At 63.6% G+C, this 19720-nt stretch carries 20 protein-coding genes; 6 read left to right on the top strand and 14 right to left on the bottom strand.

Annotated elements, in window-relative coordinates:
* Positions 1–24: 24 nt before the first annotated feature.
* The 5 genes from VOI27_RS04275 to mobC form a co-directional block, all read right to left on the bottom strand.
* Positions 25–1374 carry a HipA domain-containing protein gene (locus VOI27_RS04275; RefSeq protein WP_323764062.1) on the bottom strand — a complete coding sequence of 450 codons (1350 nt, stop codon included), beginning with the start codon at positions 1372–1374 and terminating at the stop codon, positions 25–27.
* Positions 1375–1376: 2 nt separating this feature from the next.
* The gene (locus VOI27_RS23145; protein WP_416374644.1) at positions 1377–1613 is read right to left on the bottom strand and encodes a helix-turn-helix domain-containing protein; all 237 of its coding nucleotides are present in this window, start codon (positions 1611–1613) and stop codon (positions 1377–1379) included.
* Between the two features lie 232 nt (positions 1614–1845).
* On the bottom strand, positions 1846–3786 hold the full coding sequence (locus VOI27_RS04270) for a type IV secretory system conjugative DNA transfer family protein (RefSeq protein WP_323764061.1): 1941 nt from the start codon (positions 3784–3786) through the stop codon (positions 1846–1848).
* On the bottom strand, positions 3779–6088 hold the full coding sequence (locus VOI27_RS04265; RefSeq protein WP_323764060.1) for a relaxase/mobilization nuclease domain-containing protein: 2310 nt from the start codon (positions 6086–6088) through the stop codon (positions 3779–3781). The genes VOI27_RS04270 and VOI27_RS04265 overlap by 8 nt, the downstream gene beginning before the upstream one ends.
* Entirely contained in the window at positions 6075–6662 is a 588-nt protein-coding gene (mobC, locus tag VOI27_RS04260) for a plasmid mobilization relaxosome protein MobC (RefSeq protein ID WP_323764059.1), read from the bottom strand. The genes VOI27_RS04265 and mobC overlap by 14 nt, the downstream gene beginning before the upstream one ends.
* A 484-nt stretch (positions 6663–7146) precedes the next feature.
* Here mobC and VOI27_RS04255 point away from each other — a divergent pair, with 484 nt between their 5' ends.
* From VOI27_RS04255 to VOI27_RS04240, 4 genes are all read left to right on the top strand, one after another.
* Positions 7147–7866 (top strand): AAA family ATPase, encoded by a 720-nt coding sequence (locus VOI27_RS04255; protein ID WP_323764058.1) that lies wholly within the window; start codon positions 7147–7149, stop codon positions 7864–7866.
* A 273-nt stretch (positions 7867–8139) separates the two neighbouring features.
* Positions 8140–8481 (top strand): hypothetical protein, encoded by a 342-nt coding sequence (locus VOI27_RS04250; protein WP_323764057.1) that lies wholly within the window; start codon positions 8140–8142, stop codon positions 8479–8481.
* A gap of 209 nt (positions 8482–8690) precedes the next feature.
* Positions 8691–8861 (top strand): hypothetical protein, encoded by a 171-nt coding sequence (locus VOI27_RS04245; protein WP_323764056.1) that lies wholly within the window; start codon positions 8691–8693, stop codon positions 8859–8861.
* Between the two features lie 135 nt (positions 8862–8996).
* Entirely contained in the window at positions 8997–9287 is a 291-nt protein-coding gene (locus tag VOI27_RS04240) for a hypothetical protein (protein WP_323764055.1), read from the top strand.
* On the opposite strand, the gene VOI27_RS04235 is transcribed toward VOI27_RS04240, so the two are convergent.
* Positions 9272–9574, bottom strand: a complete 303-nt coding sequence (locus VOI27_RS04235) for a hypothetical protein (RefSeq protein ID WP_323764054.1) — start codon at positions 9572–9574, stop codon at positions 9272–9274. The genes VOI27_RS04240 and VOI27_RS04235 overlap by 16 nt on opposite strands.
* Before the next feature lie 177 nt (positions 9575–9751).
* On the opposite strand from VOI27_RS04235, the gene VOI27_RS04230 reads away from it, so the two are divergent.
* Positions 9752–10438: an ankyrin repeat domain-containing protein gene (locus tag VOI27_RS04230; protein ID WP_323764053.1), complete on the top strand. Its 687-nt coding sequence runs from the start codon at positions 9752–9754 to the stop codon at positions 10436–10438.
* Between the two features lie 5 nt (positions 10439–10443).
* On the opposite strand, the gene VOI27_RS04225 is transcribed toward VOI27_RS04230, so the two are convergent.
* From VOI27_RS04225 to VOI27_RS04215, 3 genes are all read right to left on the bottom strand, one after another.
* Positions 10444–11376: a DUF2493 domain-containing protein gene (locus VOI27_RS04225; protein ID WP_323764052.1), complete on the bottom strand. Its 933-nt coding sequence runs from the start codon at positions 11374–11376 to the stop codon at positions 10444–10446.
* Between the two features lie 343 nt (positions 11377–11719).
* Positions 11720–12757, bottom strand: a complete 1038-nt coding sequence (locus VOI27_RS04220) for a toprim domain-containing protein (protein ID WP_323764051.1) — start codon at positions 12755–12757, stop codon at positions 11720–11722.
* An 11-nt stretch (positions 12758–12768) separates the two neighbouring features.
* A complete protein-coding gene (locus tag VOI27_RS04215; RefSeq protein WP_323764050.1) occupies positions 12769–17151 on the bottom strand; it encodes a bifunctional class I SAM-dependent methyltransferase/DEAD/DEAH box helicase in 4383 nt (1460 codons plus the stop codon).
* A 177-nt stretch (positions 17152–17328) separates the two neighbouring features.
* Here VOI27_RS04215 and VOI27_RS04210 point away from each other — a divergent pair, with 177 nt between their 5' ends.
* Entirely contained in the window at positions 17329–17622 is a 294-nt protein-coding gene (locus VOI27_RS04210) for a hypothetical protein (RefSeq protein ID WP_323764049.1), read from the top strand.
* A 28-nt stretch (positions 17623–17650) separates the two neighbouring features.
* Here VOI27_RS04210 and VOI27_RS04205 read toward each other — a convergent pair whose 3' ends face one another.
* The 5 genes from VOI27_RS04205 to VOI27_RS04185 form a co-directional block, all read right to left on the bottom strand.
* A complete protein-coding gene (locus VOI27_RS04205) occupies positions 17651–18067 on the bottom strand; it encodes a hypothetical protein (RefSeq protein WP_323764048.1) in 417 nt (138 codons plus the stop codon).
* Positions 18060–18314, bottom strand: coding sequence for a type II toxin-antitoxin system prevent-host-death family antitoxin (locus VOI27_RS04200; RefSeq protein WP_323764047.1), 255 nt, complete (start codon positions 18312–18314; stop codon positions 18060–18062). The genes VOI27_RS04205 and VOI27_RS04200 overlap by 8 nt, the downstream gene beginning before the upstream one ends.
* Positions 18315–18391: 77 nt before the next feature.
* The gene (locus tag VOI27_RS04195; protein WP_323764046.1) at positions 18392–19036 is read right to left on the bottom strand and encodes an antitoxin of toxin-antitoxin stability system; all 645 of its coding nucleotides are present in this window, start codon (positions 19034–19036) and stop codon (positions 18392–18394) included.
* Positions 19029–19178, bottom strand: a complete 150-nt coding sequence (locus VOI27_RS04190) for a hypothetical protein (protein ID WP_323764045.1) — start codon at positions 19176–19178, stop codon at positions 19029–19031. Before VOI27_RS04190 ends, VOI27_RS04195 begins: the two co-directional genes overlap by 8 nt.
* A gap of 11 nt (positions 19179–19189) precedes the next feature.
* Positions 19190–19681: a DUF6878 family protein gene (locus VOI27_RS04185; protein ID WP_323764044.1), complete on the bottom strand. Its 492-nt coding sequence runs from the start codon at positions 19679–19681 to the stop codon at positions 19190–19192.
* Positions 19682–19720: the final 39 nt, after the last annotated feature.

The raw sequence follows: 19720 nt of genomic DNA, 5'->3' as shown, positions 1-19720 counted from the left end.
GGACGAGACGGTTCGTGCCGTGCCTCAAGGGCGGTTGACCGGAACCGCGTCGAATTCCGGAACATCGAGGCCAAGCGCGAGATTGCCGGACAGGTGGTATGCCTGCTGGCGGATCACGTCGCAGAGGCCTTTTCCGGCAGGGCGCGGGAGCGCGTCGGCGGCTTTTACAAGTGTCTTGATGATCGACGCGACCCGCCGCTGTTGAGGCTTGCCGAAGCTACGCCCGCCAAGGGCTTTCAGGAAGCGGTCCAGATCTTCCACGGTGATGTCGTCGGCAACCCGTGCGTCCCCGATGCGGAACGACATCTCGTGGGTCACGTCGTCGAGCAGGACCGGATCGACGTCGTAGGCCGGAGCCAGCTCGGGTTTCGAAGCGGTATAGAGAAGGGCGTGGTTTTTCGCGTGGTTGTCGGAGTTGCCGAGCAGGAGATTCACCAGCGTGATCTCGAAAAAGGCCTGCCGCGCCTTCGCCGGAACGCGGGTTGAATCGAGAAGATGGCCGATCGCATCCGCCGTGAAAGCCCGGCCTTCCTCGCCATTACGTTCGTATTTCAGCCAATGGCCGAAGCCCAGCGCCTGACAGAAATCTTCCTGGTGCACCCGATGCACCTCGGCCCCCTCAAGGCGGCGGTCGAAGCGCGCCACGAGAAGGCCCTGCAGGTCACCCTCGCCCAAAACGCAAGTCTCGGCCACAGGGTGATCCTGGGCCTTGGCCATGAGGCGCGTGGCAAGGTGCTCGCGTCTGACCGAAGTCATGGCCGCCGCCCGCGGCACCTTCAGGATATGTGTCGTGGGCGAACCGCTGCCCGGCACGGGCAATCCGAGGCGCCCGTCTGGCAGTCGCGTGAGCGCGATTTTCCCCTGCACGCCAGCCAGTGGCGACGGATCTTCCGATTCTGGAGGAAGCCGCCGATGATCCCGCAAGGAGGTCATGATTTCCGCCAGAGACGCGCCGACGGGTAACGGGTCAGTCACGGAAGACAGGGCTTCGGGCAGCACCGGCGCTCCGTCGAGTGCGCTATAGTCCACGTCGAGCCGTCCCGGCCGCTTTGCTGGCGTGGACCCTTCCGGCACGCAACTGATCGCACCGGGGCAGTCGGCCCCGAGATGGTAGAGAAGCCCGACGATGTCGCGCTCGGCAATGCCGTGGCGTTGCATGACCTGGTCGCGCATCTCGTTCTCGAAGAGGAGGTTGGAGAAATATCCGCGGGTGACAACGTCGCCATAGGGCTCTTCCCGTATCGGCATCGACATTGAAACCGGATGGGGAAGGTCGTTTGTGGTGTAGGCGAATGACATCGTGCCATCCGTCGCCGCGGAGAGTTTTCCGATCGGGTCTGACACGGCCTCGAGATAGACGTCCAGGATGGTCATCTTCAGTCCACGCCTTCGGGCGGTGTGACCTCGAGGGTCACGCCGAGGTCACGGCAAATCTGAAGGACAAGACCCAGGTGGGCGGTCTCCTTGCCGTGCTCGATGCTCCGGATCGTCGGGCGGGATATCCCGGTCTGAAGCGAGAGCGTCTCTTGCGTGATTCCGAGTGCTTTTCGCGTTCCTCGCAGAATTGCGCCGAGAGACGCTGCATCTGAGATCGGGAGTGGAACTGCGGCCATGCGTCGCCTCAAATGGAAAAGATCGTTTTCATGTATGGCCAGATAAGGCAAGACGGCATCAAAAGGCAAGGATCTTTTCCATTGGCTTGAAACGAGAGGGAAGCGAATGAGAAAGGAAGGGATCGTTGCCATTTCGTCCGTAGGCCGCCGCGTTGCCCTCTACATGATTGGCCGCTTCGGTGAGGCAACCTCGCAGCGCCACAAATGGCCTGGTGAAGGGCGAGATGGTCGCTCACGCATGTTCCTCAATGATCGACCTCGTGGTTTGAACCGCGTTCTCAAGCGCCGCGCTGTTGCCTTTATCCAGCCCCAAGGTGCCCAGATCGAGTTTGAGAGGGACGGTGCCTCGCGCGACCGCCGCGCGCGCCGCTCTGCCGCGGCTGGTTGATCGGGAAGCTTCTGCTTGCCCGGCGACTGGCTGTGGCTCTGTCTCACCGCCCGATGCTTTCACCGCACGCAGTTCCCGGCGCAGCATTTCGACCGTTTCCATTGTTTCGCTCAATTGCCGATCCTGGCGCAGCTTGTCCGCGTCGGGGTAGGGGAAGCTGCCGGATTGTCCTTCGTGCAGGGTTTTGAGAAGTGTGTCTTCGTAATACTTGATCCGTTTCGCCCGGATTGGCATTTGCGCGTCGACGACGAGGATGACTTCGTCCAGATTCATACGCCGCGCCTCATCCTCGGTAAGCAGCGGCGTATCTTCCGTGCGTTCGGACACGCTGCGGCCTTCGAAGGGGTTGCGGCCGACGGCCCGGGACCGGGTGACAACGCGTTTGGTGGTCTTGCCGACGGCCTGGCTCAATTCCTCGATGGTCTTCTGCTCCGAGGGTGTCAGGTAGAGTTTGACACCGGCGCCGCCTTGCAGGGAACGCCGCGTGTTCTCGCCATAAATCTCGTCGAGGGCAGGGATTGTCTGCGTCACGATGGCGAGATTGCCGCCGTAAGAGCGGAGCGTCTTGATGCTTTCGACCACGATCGGCATCTTTCCGATGCGGTCGAATTCGTCGAGCATGATCATCACCGGCCAAGGCTCGTCCGGTCCGGGCTCGCTGGTCTGCAGCGATGCGATGAGATCGGAGAAGAAGAGTCGGATCAGCGGTGCCAGCGGCCGAACCACCTCCGGCTCGACCACCAGGTAGATCGAATGCGGCAGCCGTCGGATGTCCCGAAAGGAAAAATCCGATGTCGATGTCGCCGCATCGATGGCCCTGTTGTCCCAGGTATCGAGTCCTGAGGTCATCAGCAGAGACAGGTAGGAGGTCAGCGTGTCGTTATTGGTCGAGGCCATGCGCTCGAAGATCAGCCTGGCTGAGGGGTTCTTCACCTCATGCGCACGCTTGAGGTATTCCTTCTGCTTGTCGCCGCCCGAAGCGGTGATGCGGTAGATTTCGCCGATGGTGGGAACGCCGCGCTCGAACGCCAGGAGACCGGCCGCGACAAAGAGATCGATCCCGCCGGCCAGAAGCCCGCTCAGCTTTTCGTTGTCGGTCTGCAGGAAGAGCTTCGCGGTGAGTTTCAACTCCATCTGCTGCCGGTCGGGATTGGTCATCGCGGCGATCCGGGCCAGCGGATTGTAGCGATGGGTCGGGCGGTCCCAGTCGGTGGGCGCGAAGCGGGAAACCTTGTCGCCAGAGGTTGAGCGATAGCGGGCTGTCTCTCGGAAGTTCTCGCCCTTGACGTCAAGGATGACCGCCGAGCCCTTGTAGGTCAGGAGGTTCGGGATCACGAAGCCGACGCCCTTGCCGCGTCCGGTCGGCGCGACGACGAGCGCATGCGGGAAGGTCCGCGAGATGATGAAGGGCTTCCCGCTTCGGGGTTCGCCCATCTTGCCAAGCAGGAACCCGCCCCCGGGCGGGGCGAAAAACCCGGCGCGCTTCATCTCGGCCCGCGTTTGCCAGTGGGTCGTGCCGAAGCGGGTCAGCGCGTCGCCGAGAAGCGTGGTGCTGAGCAGGAGCGCAGCGACGCTCGCGCCACCAACGATCAGATTCACCCAGAGGAAATCCTTGGGATGGCTGGCCTGCAAGCCGGGATAGCTTCGGGCCAGCAAGGTAAAATCCACATCCCTTGTCGACAGCCCATGCCGGAAAGACAGATAGCCCGTCGCCAACACATAGCCGATCGCAGCGCCCAGCAATGTCAGGGTCAGGATGGCCCCGACGATCTTGCGCCTATCCATGTGTGATGCCTTTCCCGCCGTCAGACTGTTCGTGGCGCTGACGCTGCACGCTGATCTTTTCCTCGGCCAGCGCATCGAGCACGCGCTCCATGGCCGGGCTATTGGCGGTGACCTCGTCGCCCTGAAGATAGGTCTTGGCAAGCTCGAGCTGGCGAAGCGGATCTTCGGTGAACCTTTCCAGCACATGCGCCTCGCCGGACCTCAACGCCCTGATCGCGTCGGGTGACAGGCGCTCGTCTATCTGGCGGGCGATACCCTGTTGCTCTGCCTCGGATATCGGCTCATTGGCATCGGCTTTGCGGACGAAAGCCATGACAGCCGGGGCGGCCTCGCTCAGGTAGCGCCGCTCGGCGTATTCCTGGCGTACGCCGTCTTCGATTTGGAAGCTCCGCTCGCTGATATAGGCGCGTGAGGCGCCCGATGCGCGCAGGTGATCGATCTCGGCCTGGACCGCCGCGCCGAACTCGTCATCCGGCATTTCGGTGCGATAGCGGGCGAGTGTTCGAAGTTCTTCCGTGATCGGACCGAGGGGTTCCGACGGATCCCGCAATGCGAGGTTCATGTCGCCGGCATGTAGATTGCGATGCTGTTCGGCGACCGCGAATTTTGGCGGCATTGGGCTGTCGGTCACTTGTTCCCAGGCCATCGATGCCAGCTCGGCATGTTGGGGGGACCGCTGTGCATAGTCGTCGAACGCAACATGGGCTTTTTCTGCTTCGATCGCACCTGCGCGCCGCACAGCAGGATCACCCGAGAACGGGTGGTTGAAATCCGTTCGCCGGAACTGCGCCACCAGCTGCTGGAATTCCTGCCGCTCCTGTGCACTGAATACATCCGGATCGCTTGCTGAGCGGTCCGGCAGGTCAGCCTCGTCCACTGCGTCGACCGCTCGCAAAACGCGCGCATCCGCGAGGACATCACCCAATTGGACATGCACGGCTTCCAGTCGGTCAAGCGCGTCTTCCCGGTCCACGGGATCATCCAGGTCGAGGTCAGCTTCCCTGGCGATAGCGCGCAAATCCTGCGCCAGCCATTCCCTCTCGAGCGCCGCGGTGCCGGCACCTTCCTTTATGCGCGCGGTGACGGCCTCGGGGTCGATCCCGCTGTCCTTCAGGGTCTCGGAGAGCCGTGCTTTTAGCCCGTCTGCATCCAGCCGCGCGACATGGTCCGCGCTTTGGGCTGCGCTGGAATAGGTTCCATCGCGCGAGGCCGCATCCAGCAGGGAGGCGGATTGCTCACCCAGGGGATTGAGATGCGCGACAGAGCGCAGAACCTCGGTCAGCTTGCGCTCGATCACCGGCTTTTCCGTGGCCGGTGCCTGGTCGATGGCCGCCTCGATCTCGCGGACGTTCTGGGAGAATTCGGTGATCAGCGTATCGAAACGCGACTCGTCGTCAGTCATGTAGATGGCTCCGTCTGCCTGGATGTAACCGCCGCGGTCAAGGATGGTGCTGGCGCGATCCAGGGCCTCGGCGACGTCTTCGAAGTTCGAGCGGGAGGCCTCGGCGGCGAGCCCGCGGTAGGTCAGCGCGCTTTTCGCGACATGGGCGAGCGCGGTTTTCAGGTCGGCTCCTGTCCGTTCCGTCTCGATCGGAGTTCGGCCATCCTCTTGTGCCTTCCGGAATTCCTCGGTTTCGGCCGCGCGGGTGACGATGCCGCGATCCAGGCGGCGCGTGGCTTCGAGACGAATGCCATGCGGCCGGGCGGCCTCGACCATCGCCTCGCGAAAGGCGTCGTAGTTGAAGTGATGATCCTTCCGGAGGAAGAACATTTCGCCATCCTTGCTGCGGCGGTTCAAAACGATATGCACATGTGGATGCGCGCGATCTTGGTGTATTGCAGCAATATAGTCGAAATGCGAGCCCTCTCCCTGAAAGAATTTCTCGCAGACCGTTTGCGCGACATCGCGCACATGATCGCCGTCCGTGCTGACCGGAAACGCCATCAGAAGATGGGTGGTGTGGCCGAGCTTCGGGGCATGCCGCTCGCCCCACTGGTTCTCAAACCGACGAACGACACGGTCGATCTCGGCCGCGCTCAATGTTTTCTTGCCGTCGTGGGTGCCCCGGGAGTCGAGGATGTGCGACGACTTGGTGGTCAGGTAGGAAAGCTGCGCCCGCAGCTGTGCGCCAGTGTGGCAGCCGCCTTTCGAGATGGCCTTGAAGATGGCTGGCGAGTAGCCTCGCGCGGCCCGGACCATCTGGGCACCTTTCGACAATCCCTGCCAGGATCCGGACACCCGGCTCCAGCCCCGGTCGAACAGGGCGGGGTCGATATTCCGGATCGCGTCAACCCGCGCCATGATCGTCGGTCTCGCCAAGGCCGCTGAGGACGGATTCAATTTCGAGATCAAGCGCACTGCGGCGCGCGCGCGACATTTCCTGGATCTGGTCCGCCATATCGAAGACCAGCCCGGCGAGGGTGCGGATGTCACGATGGCTTGTCTCGGACCAGGGCAGGCGCTCGCCGCGCAGCTTGGCCTCGTTCAACCGCCGGGCGATCTGGTTCACGTTGTTGCCAACGCGATTGAGCGCTGCTCCAAGATTTCGCAGCTCGTCGCACATCTCGTCGTCGGGCAGGAAAACACCCTCCGCCGCAAGCATCAGTTTGCGCATCGCATCCGAGCGGTGCTTGAGGCCCCGCCGCGAAAGAGCGGCATCGAAGCGGCGCAAGTCTGACTCAGAGACACGGATGCCGACCACTTGTGAGCGGCTTCCATTCGCGACTTGGCGCGCCTCGGCGTGGTTCAGCGTGTTGTAAATGGTCTTCAGGCTGACGCCGTAGCGTGACGCGAGGCACGCCACGGAAACGCCATCACGGCGCTCACGAACGATGTTCGATCGATCGATTTCTGACAATCTGCGGCGACGCTTCATTTTGAAGTTAACGTTCCTATTTCTTGCCAACTTCGTACAAGCCCACCGACTCCCAACGCAAGTGGAGTCGGACATAAGGGCTTGTACTCAATGTAGAAAATCGCCCCGGAGGGGCGATTTCACGTCCTCTGCGGAGTGCACCCCGCAGGCTGCGGAACGAAGCCCGTCGAGTGCGCTTTGCATCCCGTCTTCCGCGGTACGCGGACCGCATTCTGACGTATGCATCCCGTCGTCTGCTGACTGGCAGATGACGGGTGGCTCACGCGGAATGTCGAGCGCTCCTTGCGAGATGTGGAATGCGTGGTGCACCGTGGCGCCCGCCCGGCGTTTCCCGTGTTCTGCGATATGCAGAGTGGCGGTTCATAAAGTGCGGAACGCTTTATGCGTCCCGTTCGCTGCCAAATGCTTGACGCTCGGAGGCTTCCGCGCTATCCGCACTTCACTATTTTTGTCTCACTACACTACTTTCGATGGATCTTCGAAAATGCCCAATGACAACCTTGTGGTGATCGCTGCGATGGCCCGGAAAGGAGGGAGCGGGAAAACCACGCTCTCCCGCGCGTTGATCAGCGCGGCGGTGGCTGCCAACCGCCGCGTTTTGTTGATCGATACCGACAGTACCGGCGTCCTTTCGGCCTGGCACAGCCGGGCGGACGCGGCCGGGCTGGCGTCACCACTGCTCACCTCTGCTGTCGCGCAAAGCGTCGCCGAGGTCGATCAGATGATCGAGCAGGCCTACGAGGCGGCATCAGCAGACTTCGTCTTCATCGATACGGCCGGGGTAGGGGCCGAATGGTCGGACGACATCGCGGTTCTGGCCGATCACATCGTGACGCCCGTCATGCTTTCGACGTCGGATTTCGACGTTGGCGGACAGACCGTGAGCTGGTTCCGCAATCTTGCTGGGCGGGTCGACGATCCCTCCGCGCTGCCGCAACACCATGTCGTCCTGAACATGGTCGATCCGAAATCCACCAAGGCGGATGCCGCGCTGATCGAGCAGGCAGTCGGGGTGTTCCCGCTCATTGAGACAGTGATGCTGCGCCGGAATGCCTACAAGGAAATGGATCAGAAGGGGATGCTGCACGCGATCGCGCTGCAGAAACAGGCCGATCCCAACCCGCTGATGCGACCGCATGTCCGGCACGTGGTCGAAGCGCTGGAAGAGGCAACCGATATCCTGAACAACGTGCTCGCGGCCTGATCGATCATGCGCAAGAAGATACCGTCTATTACCAAGCCTGACCCCGCCTACGCCTCCGGTCTCCACTCCGCGCCGCCAGTCGCGCTCGGAGATGAAGAGGTGAATCACGGGCCTCGGTCTGATAGCCGATCTACGCCCGAACGCGAGGACACGCCACGACGACTGCCAGCCCCGGACCCATCACGGTCGGGGCTACAAACAGCGGCGTCAGAACGAAGCGCACCGGCGGTTCATTTTCAGGCGCCCGCAAATACCCGGAAAGTGGATGTCAGGGTGACTGCGCTGGAACGGCAGGCAAGCGCTCTGCAGGAGTGTGGGCTCAATCCGGCCCATGTCGTGCGAGCCGCATTGCGCCGGGCGACCAAGGCCTGGACATTGCGCCCTGAACTCATAACACCGCTGGAGGAACGGACCGCCAAACCTCCCGCATGGCGCATGCGGACGACCGTGGCTGTCGATGCGCAATCGCTGGCGACGATCCAAAGCACCGAAGACCCGCTGGGCGTCTGCAGCAAGTGGTCGCTCATCCGCGGCCAACTGGAACCACTGGTCTGGGCCGAGATCGACCGGATTCTTGAAGAGCTGGCGGAGGCCGCGACACGGGACAAAGAGTAGCTGCGACCGACAGTCGACGCCGAAGCAGATCAAAGCTCTTAGCCTTTGAAATCGAACGCTTTTTCCAATCTAGGCAAGAACTCGCGTTATGCTGTGAACAACTCAAAATTGCATGTTGCAGCTGCAGTATAACCTTCCTAAGACATTCGCAAGAAAGGCTATTCGTTGCAGAACAACTGCATTGTGTAACGAGTTCAGAGGAAAGCAGAATGTCCCAATCGCCCCGTTTGACCGGCACCCCAATCATGCGAATCTACGCCAGATCATCAGGCGAACTGGTCGGCTATCTCTATGAATGGAACAACGGTGATCGCGAACCCGCCTGGTTCGGCGAGGAAGTCCATGGCGTCATATATGAACCGATGGGCGCGGCGGCGTGACAAGCCGCGAACTTTGCGCACTCTGAAAACGTTTCCGAGGATTTGTGAGCGACCCATCAAACTCTCAGCCCGATTGCAACTGAAGTACCGATAGCTTATGGTGCTCCAACAGACTACCGGCGCATGGAGAAACGCATGGGTGCCCACAAACAGAGCGTCAGCTTCACCGAGGCCGCCTTTGCCTTCGCACGCGAATTGGTCGAAAGCGGCGAGTATCCAAACATCAGCGCGGCGGTCTCTGGCGAATTGGCGCGCGCGCGGACAGCCCGGGAACGCGAGCGAACGCTGTTTGAGGCCGAAGTGCAGCGGCGTCTCGCGTTGCCGCCAGATTCCTGGGAGCCAGTGCGGACGGGCGAAACCATAACCACCAATGCCAGGGAGTATCTAAAACAACGCGCGCGGGCGGGCGATCACGGCTCCTCGTAATGCGCGTCGTCCGCCACCCTTTGGTCGCGCGAGATCTTGATGCTCTGGTGGATCACATCGTCGAAGTAACGGAAGGCGATTTCGCAGCCGCGAGCCGCCGACTTGACGAGATCGACGCTCTTGTTTCCGACATCGTCCGGAACCCCATGTCTGGTACGCGACTTTCTTCTCCGTCGGACGGCTGGCTGGTCCGGCACGGCGGACGAGGTCGTCGGATCACGATCGTATTTCGACCTGACGCAAAAGCTGATTGTCTGTTCATCGCTTTGGTGGCTTTTGGTGGGCATGACTGAATGACGACCGGGGAGACACGAAAAGCGTACGAGTTCGACATCAACTAGTTGATATTACGTTATTTTTATTCGCGCGTAATCCGTTTTATGTAAATTTCGTCAGGCGTAGCTTGATGATAAATCAACGAGACGAGGCCGCGCGCACCTGCCGCGGCCCCTTCCCAGCCTTGAATGGAAGGTCTTGCCATGCGTTTCATCTTCGCCCTTCTCCTCGCCGCCGTTGCCGCGACGGCCACGGCACAGACTGCGCCGTCATCCAGCGAAATCGCCAGCTACGACGGGCTGTTCCGCGCCGCGCATGAGGGTGATACCGCCGCCATCCGCCGACTTGCCGCCAATGGCGCCGACCTGAATGCCCGTGATCTCCGCGGCCGCACCCCGGCCCATGTAGCGGCCTTCGCCTCGCAGGATGCCGCCCTGCGCGCGCTTGCCGAGGCCGGGGCCGATATGAACGCGCTGGAGCATCAGGCCTATGACGTGGTCACCATCGCCGCAGTGGCCGACGACCCCGAGCTGATGTCGCTGGCCATCGAACTCGGCAACGATCCCGGCCTTGTCACCAGTCCTTATGACGGCACTGCGCTGATCGCCGCGGCGCACCTCGGCCATGTCGAGGTCGTCCGCCGCCTGATCGCCGCCGGCGCTCCGCTCGACCACGTCAACAACCTGCACTGGACGGCGGTGATGGAGGCGGTGGTGCTGGGCGATGGCGGTCCGGACCATCAGGCCGTGCTCGACGCCCTGCTTGATGCCAGGGCCGACCGAACGCTTGCGGACCGCGAAGGCCTTACCCCGCTGCAACATGCCGAAAGGCGCGGATACACGGAAATGGCCCAACGACTCCGACAGGATAATTAGGGGGCTTACGCCCCCGCTCCGAACTTCATCACCGGGATGCCCAGCTTGCGGGCCTTGTCGGCGAGGTTTTCCTGGATGCCGGTGCCCGGGAAGACCAGGACACCCACCGGCAGAACCTCGAGCATCGCGTCGTTGCGTTTGAAGGGCGCCGCCTTGGCGTGCTTGGTCCAATCGGGTTTGAAGGCGATCTGGGTCACCTTGCGGGTCTCGGCCCATTTGGCGGCGATGCGCTCGGCGCCGCGCGGACTGCCGCCATGCATCAGCACCATGTCGGGATACTTGGCGTGGACCTGGTCGAGCTTGGCCCAGATCAACTGGTGATCGTTGAATTCCGTGCCGCCGGTCAGGGCCACTTTGGTACCTTCGGGAAGGAGTTGCTCGGCCTCGGCGCGGCGGCGGGCTTTCAGGAAATCCCGGCTGTCGATCATCGCCGAGGTCAGGCCCCGGTGGCTGATCGTGGACCCCGAGCGCGGACGCCAGGCGGAGCCGGTGTGCAGTTCGAACTGCTCGGCGGCGATTTCGCGGAACAGGTCCATGCAGCTGCGCCGTTCGACGAGGCTCACCCCTTCGGCGGTCAGGCGTTCAAGCTCGCCGGCCTTGACCTCGGAGCCGTCCTGCTCGCGGCCCAGGCGGCGCTGCGCCTGTTCGTTGTCATCGAGCGTCCGGTCGATCCGGGCCGACGCGCGGTGGAAGAGGTTGACGCTGCCCCAGAGAAGCTCTTCGAGGTCGGGCTCCATGCGGGTGTCGGCGAGCGTCGCGACGAGGGCGTCGAAGACATCCGCCACCGCGGTGGCAAGGCGCTGCCCGTCGGGCATCGGGCGCGGGTCGGGTTCGTCCTGGAAGGGGCGGTAGCCGTAGAGTTGCAGTTCCTGCAGCGCGTGGGCGGTTTGGGATACGATCTGCGCGGGTTCGAAATCGTCGTGGGTTAACGTGGTCATGGCTCTCTTGCCTCCGGCTGGTCTGGTCCGCGCGGGGTCTCGCGCGGCCTTCATGGGCAGCCCTCGCCGTCACGGGCGGCGCCCCTTCACCCCGCAGGGGCCGGAACGCATGTGGAGGAGACCGGGGGGCGGCTGATTTGCCTCGCGATGCAAAGGCGGCTCTGCCGCCGGCGGAAATCAGTTGCCCCCCGGCCTTGAGGGGGCGGCGCCTTTGACGGCCTGCCCATCACGTGAAGGCCGTGCAGGGCCCCGCCGGAGCCGGAGTTTGCCGGAGTTTGAGACAGGTCCCGCTCCGCCAAACCGACGGGACCAGCGCATAGAGCCTCCGCCCCGTCCCTTGCGCTCAGGCTGTCCGCTTGAGCCGCACCCGGTCTTCGGGACCGATCTGCGCCTGGAGCCTCTGCCTTAGCGCCTCGCGGCCATCCGCCAGGAGATCGTCGTTGAAATCCCCGAGCCGCGGCGCGAGCACCCGCACGGCAATCCCGGCCTCGGCGGCGCGGGCATGCAACCGCTCCGCCGCGCGCGCGCCTGCCGGATCGCTGTCGCAGGCAATGTAGAGGCGTCTGAGCCCTTCGGGCAGCAGGACACCCCCGAGATGGCCCGCGGAGAGTGCCGCCCAGACCGGCACTTCGGGCAGTGCCTCTCGCAAGGACAGCATGGTCTCGATCCCTTCGCCGACCGCCAGACAGTTGGAGACCGGATCGATGCGGACCGCATTGCCGAGGATCTGCCCCATGGCCCGGCGCGGCACCTCGACCGGGGCCTTTCCCCTGCCATCCGCCGCCAGCCAGGTGCGATGCACACCCTGAAGGTCCCCTGCCCCGTCGGTCACCGCCGCGATCAGCGCCGGGCGCGGCACGGCTTTCGCTCGTCCGTCCTCCCGATGCCAGCAGGTCGGATGGAAGCGCAGAACGGTGCCGGGAACCGGTCGGCGAAGGCCGCGGGCCCGCAGGTAGGTCTCCGCCAGGCTGCCCGCCACCGGCTGCGAGGCGGCGAAGAGGCGTTTCGCCGCATCGCGCTTGTCGCTAAGGGAAGCGCGAGGCGTCTTGGTTGCGTTCACGGATTGGACCGGGGAAGGCCGCCCGAGATGCGCCCGGGCTTCCTCCAGAAGTTCGGGGAACGTCGCAATCCCGGTTCGCGCCCGGATGATGTCCAGGAGATCGCCGAACTCGCCCGAGGCCGCATCGGTCCATCTCCCGCGGGCACCTTTGCCCGCCTCCGGCCCGGTCAGCCGCACGTAGAGCGACCGGCCGGGATTGTTCTGCAGATCGCCCACCAGCCAGTAGTTGCCCTCCCGCCGCCCGGCGGGAAGGTAACGGCGGCAGACATTCTCCGCGTCCTGCGCAAGCTCGCGCAGGAGCGCCTCGGTTTCCGATGACATGGGACAATCCCTCAACAACTTTTGCGTGCATGTAGGCCGCGCACCGGGGCCTGTGCAAGCAACCGCGTAAGCACGGCCACGCCCGTGTGATCCACCGGGCAGAAGAGCCGCAGCTTCCAGGCGATGATCTCGGAAAAGAACCCTTGCGCCTTGAGGCGGTCTTTCTGGTCCGGCGTGAAGCCGACAAGCTCGATCCGGTCCACACCCACGACCCGCGCCCGGATCAGCTCCAGCCCGTCTGCCAGCTCGGCCCGTGTCTTGCCCGCCAGGAGCAGCGCGTGCAGGTCCACGGCGGAAACCTCCGGCGCCTCGGCGGCCAACGTGTTGGCGACCCAGGTCGGCGAAACCCGCCGCCCGATCAGGCGTTCGCCGTCATCGGTCTGCAGCCGGTAGACCCGGGTTTCGTCCTGCGGCAGCTGCTTCCAGATCGGCAGCAGCAGGCCGGAGACCATGTGCAAAGTGGTCTCGCTGAACTCCGGGGTCTCCGCCAGTTCCGAAGTCCAGGCCGCGGAAAAGCGACCGCGGTCCGCCGTCTGCCAATGGCTATCCTCCATCGCTTTCAACGGCACCGAGGGGTTGTCCGAAGGGCGCACCAGCCGGACCCGCGGCTCGATACTGCCGTCGTCCAGCATCAACGCGGTCGCGGGCACCTGCACCGCCGCCCGGCCGGAGCGGTCATTGACCAGAAGCTGCGCTTTCGGGTCCTGCAGCCAGTCGAACGCATCGGCCAGCGACAGCGGCCGATTGCGGGTCTTCTGTGTGAGTGTCAGGAGCTGGGTCTCAGCCCCGCTGCCCGGATGGGTGTAGATCGTCGCCCGATCGGTGACCTGGAAACTCTCGGCCTGCAAGGTCTCGAGCCCGAGGTCGTAGACACCGGCGGCCATCGCGCCTTCGATCCTTTGCTCAAGCAAGTCTTCGAAGGCGGTGAACAGCGCGCTTTGCAGGTCGAGCTTCAGCGCCAGGAGGCGGTTGAGGAAGGTGGTAATCGGCGGCAGGTCCTCCTTCAGCCCGGTGTCGTCGGCGAGCTTCAGCCCCGTCGCCTCCTCGAAGCGCTGCAGCGAGCAGCCCGGCACAGCGCCGCGGAAGATCTGCCGGTAGAGCTGGCGCAGGGCATCGCGGGCGTAAGGTGATTCCAGATTGTCCTCCGGCCGGAACAGCCCCTGCCCGCCGGTCTGACGCTGACCGCGGGTGATGGCACCCAGCGTGTCGAGCCGCCGCGCGATGGTCGAGAGGAACCGTTTCTCCGCCTTCACATCGGTGGCCACCGGGCGAAACAGCGGCGGTTTCGCCTGGTTGGTGCGGTTGGTCCGCCCAAGCCCCTGAATCGCCGCATCGGCCTTCCAGCCGGGCTCCAGCAGGTAATGCACCCTGAGCCGCTGGTTCTTCGCCCCGAGATCGGCGTGATAGCTGCGTCCGATGCCGCCGGCATCGGAGAAGATCAGGATGCGTTTCTGGTCATCCATGAACGCCTGGGTTTCGGACAGGTTGGCGGCACCGGCGCGGGTTTCCACGACCAACCGGGCCTCTGCCCCCTCGCCCTTGCGCACGATACGCCGCGACCGACCGGTGACTTCGGCCACCTGGTCGGTGCTGAAGCGCTGCACGATCTGGTCGAGTGCCCCCGGCACCGGCGGCAGGGAAGCCAGGTGCTCTATCAGTGCATCGCGCCGCCGGACCGCCTCGCGGCATTCCACCGGTTGACCGTCACGCGTCACTGGCCGTGACGAGAGATTGCCCTCGCTGTCGGTGAACGGCTCGTAGAGTTGCACCGGAAAGGAATGGGCGAGGTAATCCAGGACGTATTCCCTGGGCGTGATGTCGACCCGGACGTCGTTCCACTCCTCAGTCGGGATGTCGGCCAACCGCCGGTCCATCAGCGCCTCGCCGGTCGAGACGATCTGGATGACCGCCGCATGACCCGCCGCCAGGTCGGCATCGATGGCTTGGATCAAAGTCGGACATTTCATGCTGGTCAGAAGGTGGCCGAAGAAACGTTGCTTGGCGCTCTCGAAGGCCGAGCGTGCCGCGGATTTGGCCTGGCGGTTCAGCGTGCCGCCGCTTTCGCCGGTGATGTTCGAGGCTTCCAGCGCTGCACTCAAATTCGAATGGATGACTTCGAAGGCCGAGGCATAGGCATCGTAGATGCTGCGCTGCTCACGCGTCAGCATGTGTTCCAGCATCCGGTATTCAACACCATCGTAGGACAGCGACCGCGCCGTGTAGAGCCCCAGCGCGCGCAGATCGCGGGCCAGGACTTCCATCGCTGCGACGCCACCCGCCTCGATGGCTTCGACGAATTCCGACCTTGTGGCAAACGGAAAATCCTCGCCGCCCCAGAGCCCGAGCCGTTGGGCGTAGGCCAGGTTGTGCACATTCGTGGCACCGGTCGCAGAGACATAGACAACGCGGGCATTGGGTAGCTTGTGCTGGAGCCGCAGGCCCGCCCTGCCCTGCTGCGAGGCTTCCTGTTCGCCGCGATCGCCTTTCGATGCCGCGGCATTGGCCATGGCATGGCTTTCGTCGAAGAGGATCACCCCGTCGAACTCCGCGCCGAGCCAGTCGACGATCTGATCGACCCGGGATTTCTTCGCGCCCCGCTCTTCCGTCCGCAGCGTCGCATAGGTGGTGAACAGGATGCCTTCGGCCAGCGGGATGTCGCGACCTTGCGAGAACCGTGAGAGCGGCGTCACCAGCAAGCGCTCCTGGCCAAGTGCGGACCAGTCGCGCTGCGCATCCTCCAGGAGCTTGTCGCTCTTCGAGATCCAGAGCGCCTTGCGCCGGCCCTGGCACCAGTTGTCGAGCAGGATGCCAGCAGACTGGCGGCCCTTGCCCGCACCGGTACCGTCGCCGAGGAAAAACCCCCGCCGAAAACGGATGGCGTCGAGATCGTCGTCCGTGGCGGCCGAGACCATATCGCCGGTCTCATCCACGCACCAAGACCCGGCGAGATGCGCAGAATGCGACTCGCCGGCATAGATCACGGTCTCAAGCTGCGCGTCGGACAGCAGGCCATCGCGCAAGATGGCCGCAGGCAGCTTGGGGCGATAGGTCGGTTTCGGGGGCGCGACCGAAGCCATGGCCGCCGATTGCACCAGCTTGGTCGGGTGCGGTTCCGCCCCGGGGATATCGATCGCCTGGAGTTGGAAGGTCTCATAAATGGCATCCGACAAGCGCGCACTGCCACCGTCCTCGGTCGCATCACGCAGGGTATAGGCGAGGTCCGCGGCATCGATCTGCGTGGCGGTGTCGCTGGGGGTCGTTGCTGCTGTTGCGCGGGATGTGCTGATAGCCGTGCGCGCGGTGCGGGCAGGATTTCCCGGGAAGAAGGAAGATCGACTCTGCCCCTCTGCCGCGACCTGATCCAGTTCGAGGCGCGGGGGGACATGGGTGGTGATCAAAGACAGCAGGCTGGCCACATCAGGCGAAATCGGGCGCGCCAGATGGGCAGTGATGCCGCCCCGCTCGCCACCGCGGCATTTGTCGAAGACAGACAGGCGGGTTTCAAAGCTGGTGCCGTGCTTGGCAAACGCGGCACCGGACACGGCGCCTGTGAACACCAGATGCGCGGTCTCGGTCAGGCGGGCGAAATTGTCAGCCCAGGCGGGCGCGTCGGGCGCGAAACCGGCACCTGTGATGGCGACGAGCCGTCCGCCGGGGGTCAGCCGCGCCAGCGCCGAGCGCAGATGCCGCGCTGTCGCCTCGGTCGTCCGACCATCGACTTTGGCCACAACCGAGAACGGCGGGTTCATCACAATCACGCTGGGACGAAGGTCCGCGTCGAGATGATCGTCGATCTGCGCCGCGTCGAAGCCCGTGACTGGTCGGCCGGGAAACAGGCGACGCAGAAGGTCGGCGCGGGTTGCGGCAAGCTCGTTCAGCACCAGGTTGCCGCCCGCGATTTCCGCGAGGATGGCCAGAAGGCCCGTTCCGGCCGATGGCTCGAGGACCAGATCGCACGCGGTGATCTGTGCCGCCGCCAGTGCTGCCAGCCCCATGGGTAAAGGCGTCGAGAATTGCTGGAATCGCTCCATCTCCTCGGATCGCCGCGTATGGGTCGGCAAAAGGCCGGACACCTTGGCAAGGATCGGCAGCAGCGCCGCGGGCGAGCCGGCCTTGGCCAGAAGCGCACGGCCATACTTCCGCAGGAACAGGATCAGCGCTGCCTCGCCCGCCTCATAGGCCAGTTTCCAGTCCCAGGCGCCGTCCGCATCCGAGCCGCCAAAGGCGCGCTCCATCTCGACGCGCAGGCGCAGCGCGTCGATCTGAAAACCCTGCGCCAGATCAGGCTGCAGCGCCTCGGCCACACTCAAGACCGCAGCGGCCGTATCGGGGGACGGGATGGGGACACCGGGCGCATGCACGCGCGTTTGAACAACAGGGGCGAGATGGGACATCGGGAAACTCCGGAATGAGGAACAGGATGAGGCCCGGACACCCTCTTTCGAGCACCCTCAGGCCTGACCCTCCCCGGCCCACCTCTTCCTCTTTCAAACGCACCGTTCACACCGGAAACTTGATTTTGTTCTCTATTTGTTCTATATCTTTGGCGACGCGCCAAGGGAGTCGTCGCAATGGAACACAACCCCCATGTCCTGCCTGCAACGCCAAGGCAAATCGCTTATGCCCGCGCACTGGCACAACGAAATGAGACCCCCCTGCCCTGGGAGGTCCAGCAGGATCGACGTTCGCTCAGTGCCTGGATCGATGCCCAGGCCAAGCTCAGAACGGCACGACAGGACAACCGCCCGACCTCGAAGCAGGTGGCCTTTGCCGAACGCCTCGCCCGGATCAAGCGGCGCGCCGTGCCAGATGAGTGTTTCCGCGACAAGGGGCTGATGTCGAAGTGGATCGACGGGAACAAGTGAAGCTGGGCAGACCCTGCTGTGATCGAGATTACTTCAGCCGATCGACAACGGATGTCCCGCCCGACCTGGCAAGCGCGATCAGGTTGGACTGGATCCTGGATGTGAAGACAGAACTGAACGTGCCGATGGGCGTGCGGTCCTCCCAGACATAGGACCGCTCCAGAATATCCGTGTTGATCTCGTCCAGCATGACCCATTTGCGGACATGGGTCTCCAACCCTACGCGCTGCGACTCGATTTGTGGCACCTCGATGAACTTGCGCGAGGGCAAGGGTGGCTGCGTGGTAATCGGCAGGATGAACACCACGGTCTCGCTATCGGACTTGGCGACAGTGACAGCGATACAGACAGGCCGCGTCTTGCGGCCCTCGGTCTCGCCCGCCAACTGCTCGCGTTTCCACAGGAACGGATAGCGGAAAACCTCTCCCGCGCTCGGCTTAGTCATCCGCCTGCGTCAAATCCCGCTGGAGCCCTTCTATCATCAGCGCCTTGAGATCCTCGGGCATCTCGTCGACCATGTGAGCCTGCTGCGTGGCCCCCCGCGCGAGCTGCTGGTACTGATCCATGCTCATAAGCACGAATTTCGGCTTGCGATGCTTGGTGATCGCGATTGGCGACCGAATGGCCGCGTCAAACAGGTCACTTGTGTGCCGCGTCAGGTCGGCCGCCTTGAACTCGGGAAGCTCATGCATGATCTGGGTCTCCATTTGCCCAGAATATACGTATATTCTGGATATTCTGCAAGAGTTGGGTTGAGCCCTCCCATGTGTCAACCGAACCGCCGCCCCCCTGCGGTGAAGGTGTATTCATTGGCGATGATGCCGTCGTCAACGACCTCGTCCGAGGTCAGGTGGTCGTATTCGCTTTGAAGCTGACGGTAGAGCCAGCGGGCGAGATCGCGCAGCGCCTCGGTCGCGATCTCTTCCGCGTCCTTCGTGGGCGGCTGCCAGCTTGGGCTGTCGCGCGTGACGTCAACGGACATGGTGTATTCGTGGTAGTAGCGGCCCCGATGGCTGACCTCGGCAGCGAGCTGGTAGAAGTTCCGCCGCTGGATGGCCTGCAGGCGGTCGGCGATGCCGTGCAGAATTGTGTCGGTCGGGGCATAGTCCCGGATACGCGCGGCCGCGCCCTTGGCGTGGATGAGGTATGCTTCAAAACAGGCCCCATCGCCCTGGCTCCAGAACCCGGAAAACCAGATGCAGGGTTTGGCCCGCGTCCCTCCGCCCATCAGCCGCACGGGGGTGGTTTTGAGCCGGACGCCGAGAATATCGCAGATCCGCTCGAAATCCTCGTAGACCGCGTCCCACCAGTCCTCATGGGGGCCGAGGTCGCGATTCCAGCTGCGCGCCTTTTCCTTGGCGACGTCGGAGAGTTCAGGGAACTGGTAGACCGTTGTGCAGATGAGCTCAGGCATCGAAATCCTCCCTGTACATCGCCGAGGCCAGCCATTCGTGCGTGCCAGTCCAGCCGATGGTTTTGCATGTGCCGAGGTAATCCTCGACCGTGCCGCCCCATTTTTTCACCGTGGAGAGGGCGGGGTGACAGGGATGTGTCATCGCCGCCGCCCTCAGAAATCGTGGGTGGTGAGTTCGGACGAGGTGAAGCGCTCGTTGAACTCGAGGTGGATGGTGCGGGCACTCGCGTCGAAGCAGAATTCGCCATAGGCCCCGTCGTTGTTTTCCCAACTGCCGTGGGTGTCGGACAGGAAGTCGTAGGCCAATTGCTCGACGGCATCTTCGAGCGAAAGCGCCCGCATCTCGACCTCCGGGGCGTCCCAGGTCAATGCCGCGAAGGCGACTTGGGTCTCAGGGAAAGCCTCCTCGGTCCCGTCGGCGTAGGCAGAAATGCTTTCGATCTGTCCGCTGTCTCCATAGCCGTCGAAGCCAATGGTGACATGGGTGATGCCAGCTGTGGTGAGAGCGTCGAAGAGGCGATCCCTGTTGGCCGGTCGCAATGCCGCGATACGCGCGTCACGCTTGGCCTGCCGCGCCTGCAGGGCGGCGGAATCGATCCTGGAGGGCGCCAACGGCGCCGGGAGGGTGGGTTCGGATTGTTTCATGAGGTTCTCCGTGAAGGGTGGAAAGGTCGAACCGCGGGG

This window comes from Marinovum sp. (assembly GCF_034669705.1).
Taxonomy (GTDB): Bacteria; Pseudomonadota; Alphaproteobacteria; order Rhodobacterales; family Rhodobacteraceae; genus Marinovum.
The sequence above is the reverse complement of the archived record's forward strand: the minus strand, read 5'-3'. Positions and strand labels throughout refer to the sequence as shown.

Bases quoted from the DNA above. Each gene is read 5' to 3' on its own strand.
- VOI27_RS04275 (WP_323764062.1), bottom strand. From the start codon at position 1,374: ATGACCATCCTGGACGTCTATCTCGAGGCCGTGTCAGACCCGATCGGA.
- VOI27_RS23145 (WP_416374644.1), bottom strand. From the start codon at position 1,613: ATGGCCGCAGTTCCACTCCCGATCTCAGATGCAGCGTCTCTCGGCGCA.
- VOI27_RS04270 (WP_323764061.1), bottom strand. From the start codon at position 3,786: ATGGATAGGCGCAAGATCGTCGGGGCCATCCTGACCCTGACATTGCTG.
- VOI27_RS04265 (WP_323764060.1), bottom strand. From the start codon at position 6,088: ATGGCGCGGGTTGACGCGATCCGGAATATCGACCCCGCCCTGTTCGAC.
- mobC (WP_323764059.1), bottom strand. From the start codon at position 6,662: ATGAAGCGTCGCCGCAGATTGTCAGAAATCGATCGATCGAACATCGTT.
- VOI27_RS04255 (WP_323764058.1), top strand. From the start codon at position 7,147: ATGCCCAATGACAACCTTGTGGTGATCGCTGCGATGGCCCGGAAAGGA.
- VOI27_RS04245 (WP_323764056.1), top strand. From the start codon at position 8,691: ATGTCCCAATCGCCCCGTTTGACCGGCACCCCAATCATGCGAATCTAC.
- VOI27_RS04240 (WP_323764055.1), top strand. From the start codon at position 8,997: ATGGGTGCCCACAAACAGAGCGTCAGCTTCACCGAGGCCGCCTTTGCC.
- VOI27_RS04235 (WP_323764054.1), bottom strand. From the start codon at position 9,574: ATGCCCACCAAAAGCCACCAAAGCGATGAACAGACAATCAGCTTTTGC.
- VOI27_RS04230 (WP_323764053.1), top strand. From the start codon at position 9,752: ATGGAAGGTCTTGCCATGCGTTTCATCTTCGCCCTTCTCCTCGCCGCC.
- VOI27_RS04225 (WP_323764052.1), bottom strand. From the start codon at position 11,376: ATGACCACGTTAACCCACGACGATTTCGAACCCGCGCAGATCGTATCC.
- VOI27_RS04220 (WP_323764051.1), bottom strand. From the start codon at position 12,757: ATGTCATCGGAAACCGAGGCGCTCCTGCGCGAGCTTGCGCAGGACGCG.
- VOI27_RS04215 (WP_323764050.1), bottom strand. From the start codon at position 17,151: ATGTCCCATCTCGCCCCTGTTGTTCAAACGCGCGTGCATGCGCCCGGT.
- VOI27_RS04210 (WP_323764049.1), top strand. From the start codon at position 17,329: ATGGAACACAACCCCCATGTCCTGCCTGCAACGCCAAGGCAAATCGCT.
- VOI27_RS04205 (WP_323764048.1), bottom strand. From the start codon at position 18,067: ATGACTAAGCCGAGCGCGGGAGAGGTTTTCCGCTATCCGTTCCTGTGG.
- VOI27_RS04200 (WP_323764047.1), bottom strand. From the start codon at position 18,314: ATGCATGAGCTTCCCGAGTTCAAGGCGGCCGACCTGACGCGGCACACA.
- VOI27_RS04195 (WP_323764046.1), bottom strand. From the start codon at position 19,036: ATGCCTGAGCTCATCTGCACAACGGTCTACCAGTTCCCTGAACTCTCC.
- VOI27_RS04190 (WP_323764045.1), bottom strand. From the start codon at position 19,178: ATGACACATCCCTGTCACCCCGCCCTCTCCACGGTGAAAAAATGGGGC.
- VOI27_RS04185 (WP_323764044.1), bottom strand. From the start codon at position 19,681: ATGAAACAATCCGAACCCACCCTCCCGGCGCCGTTGGCGCCCTCCAGG.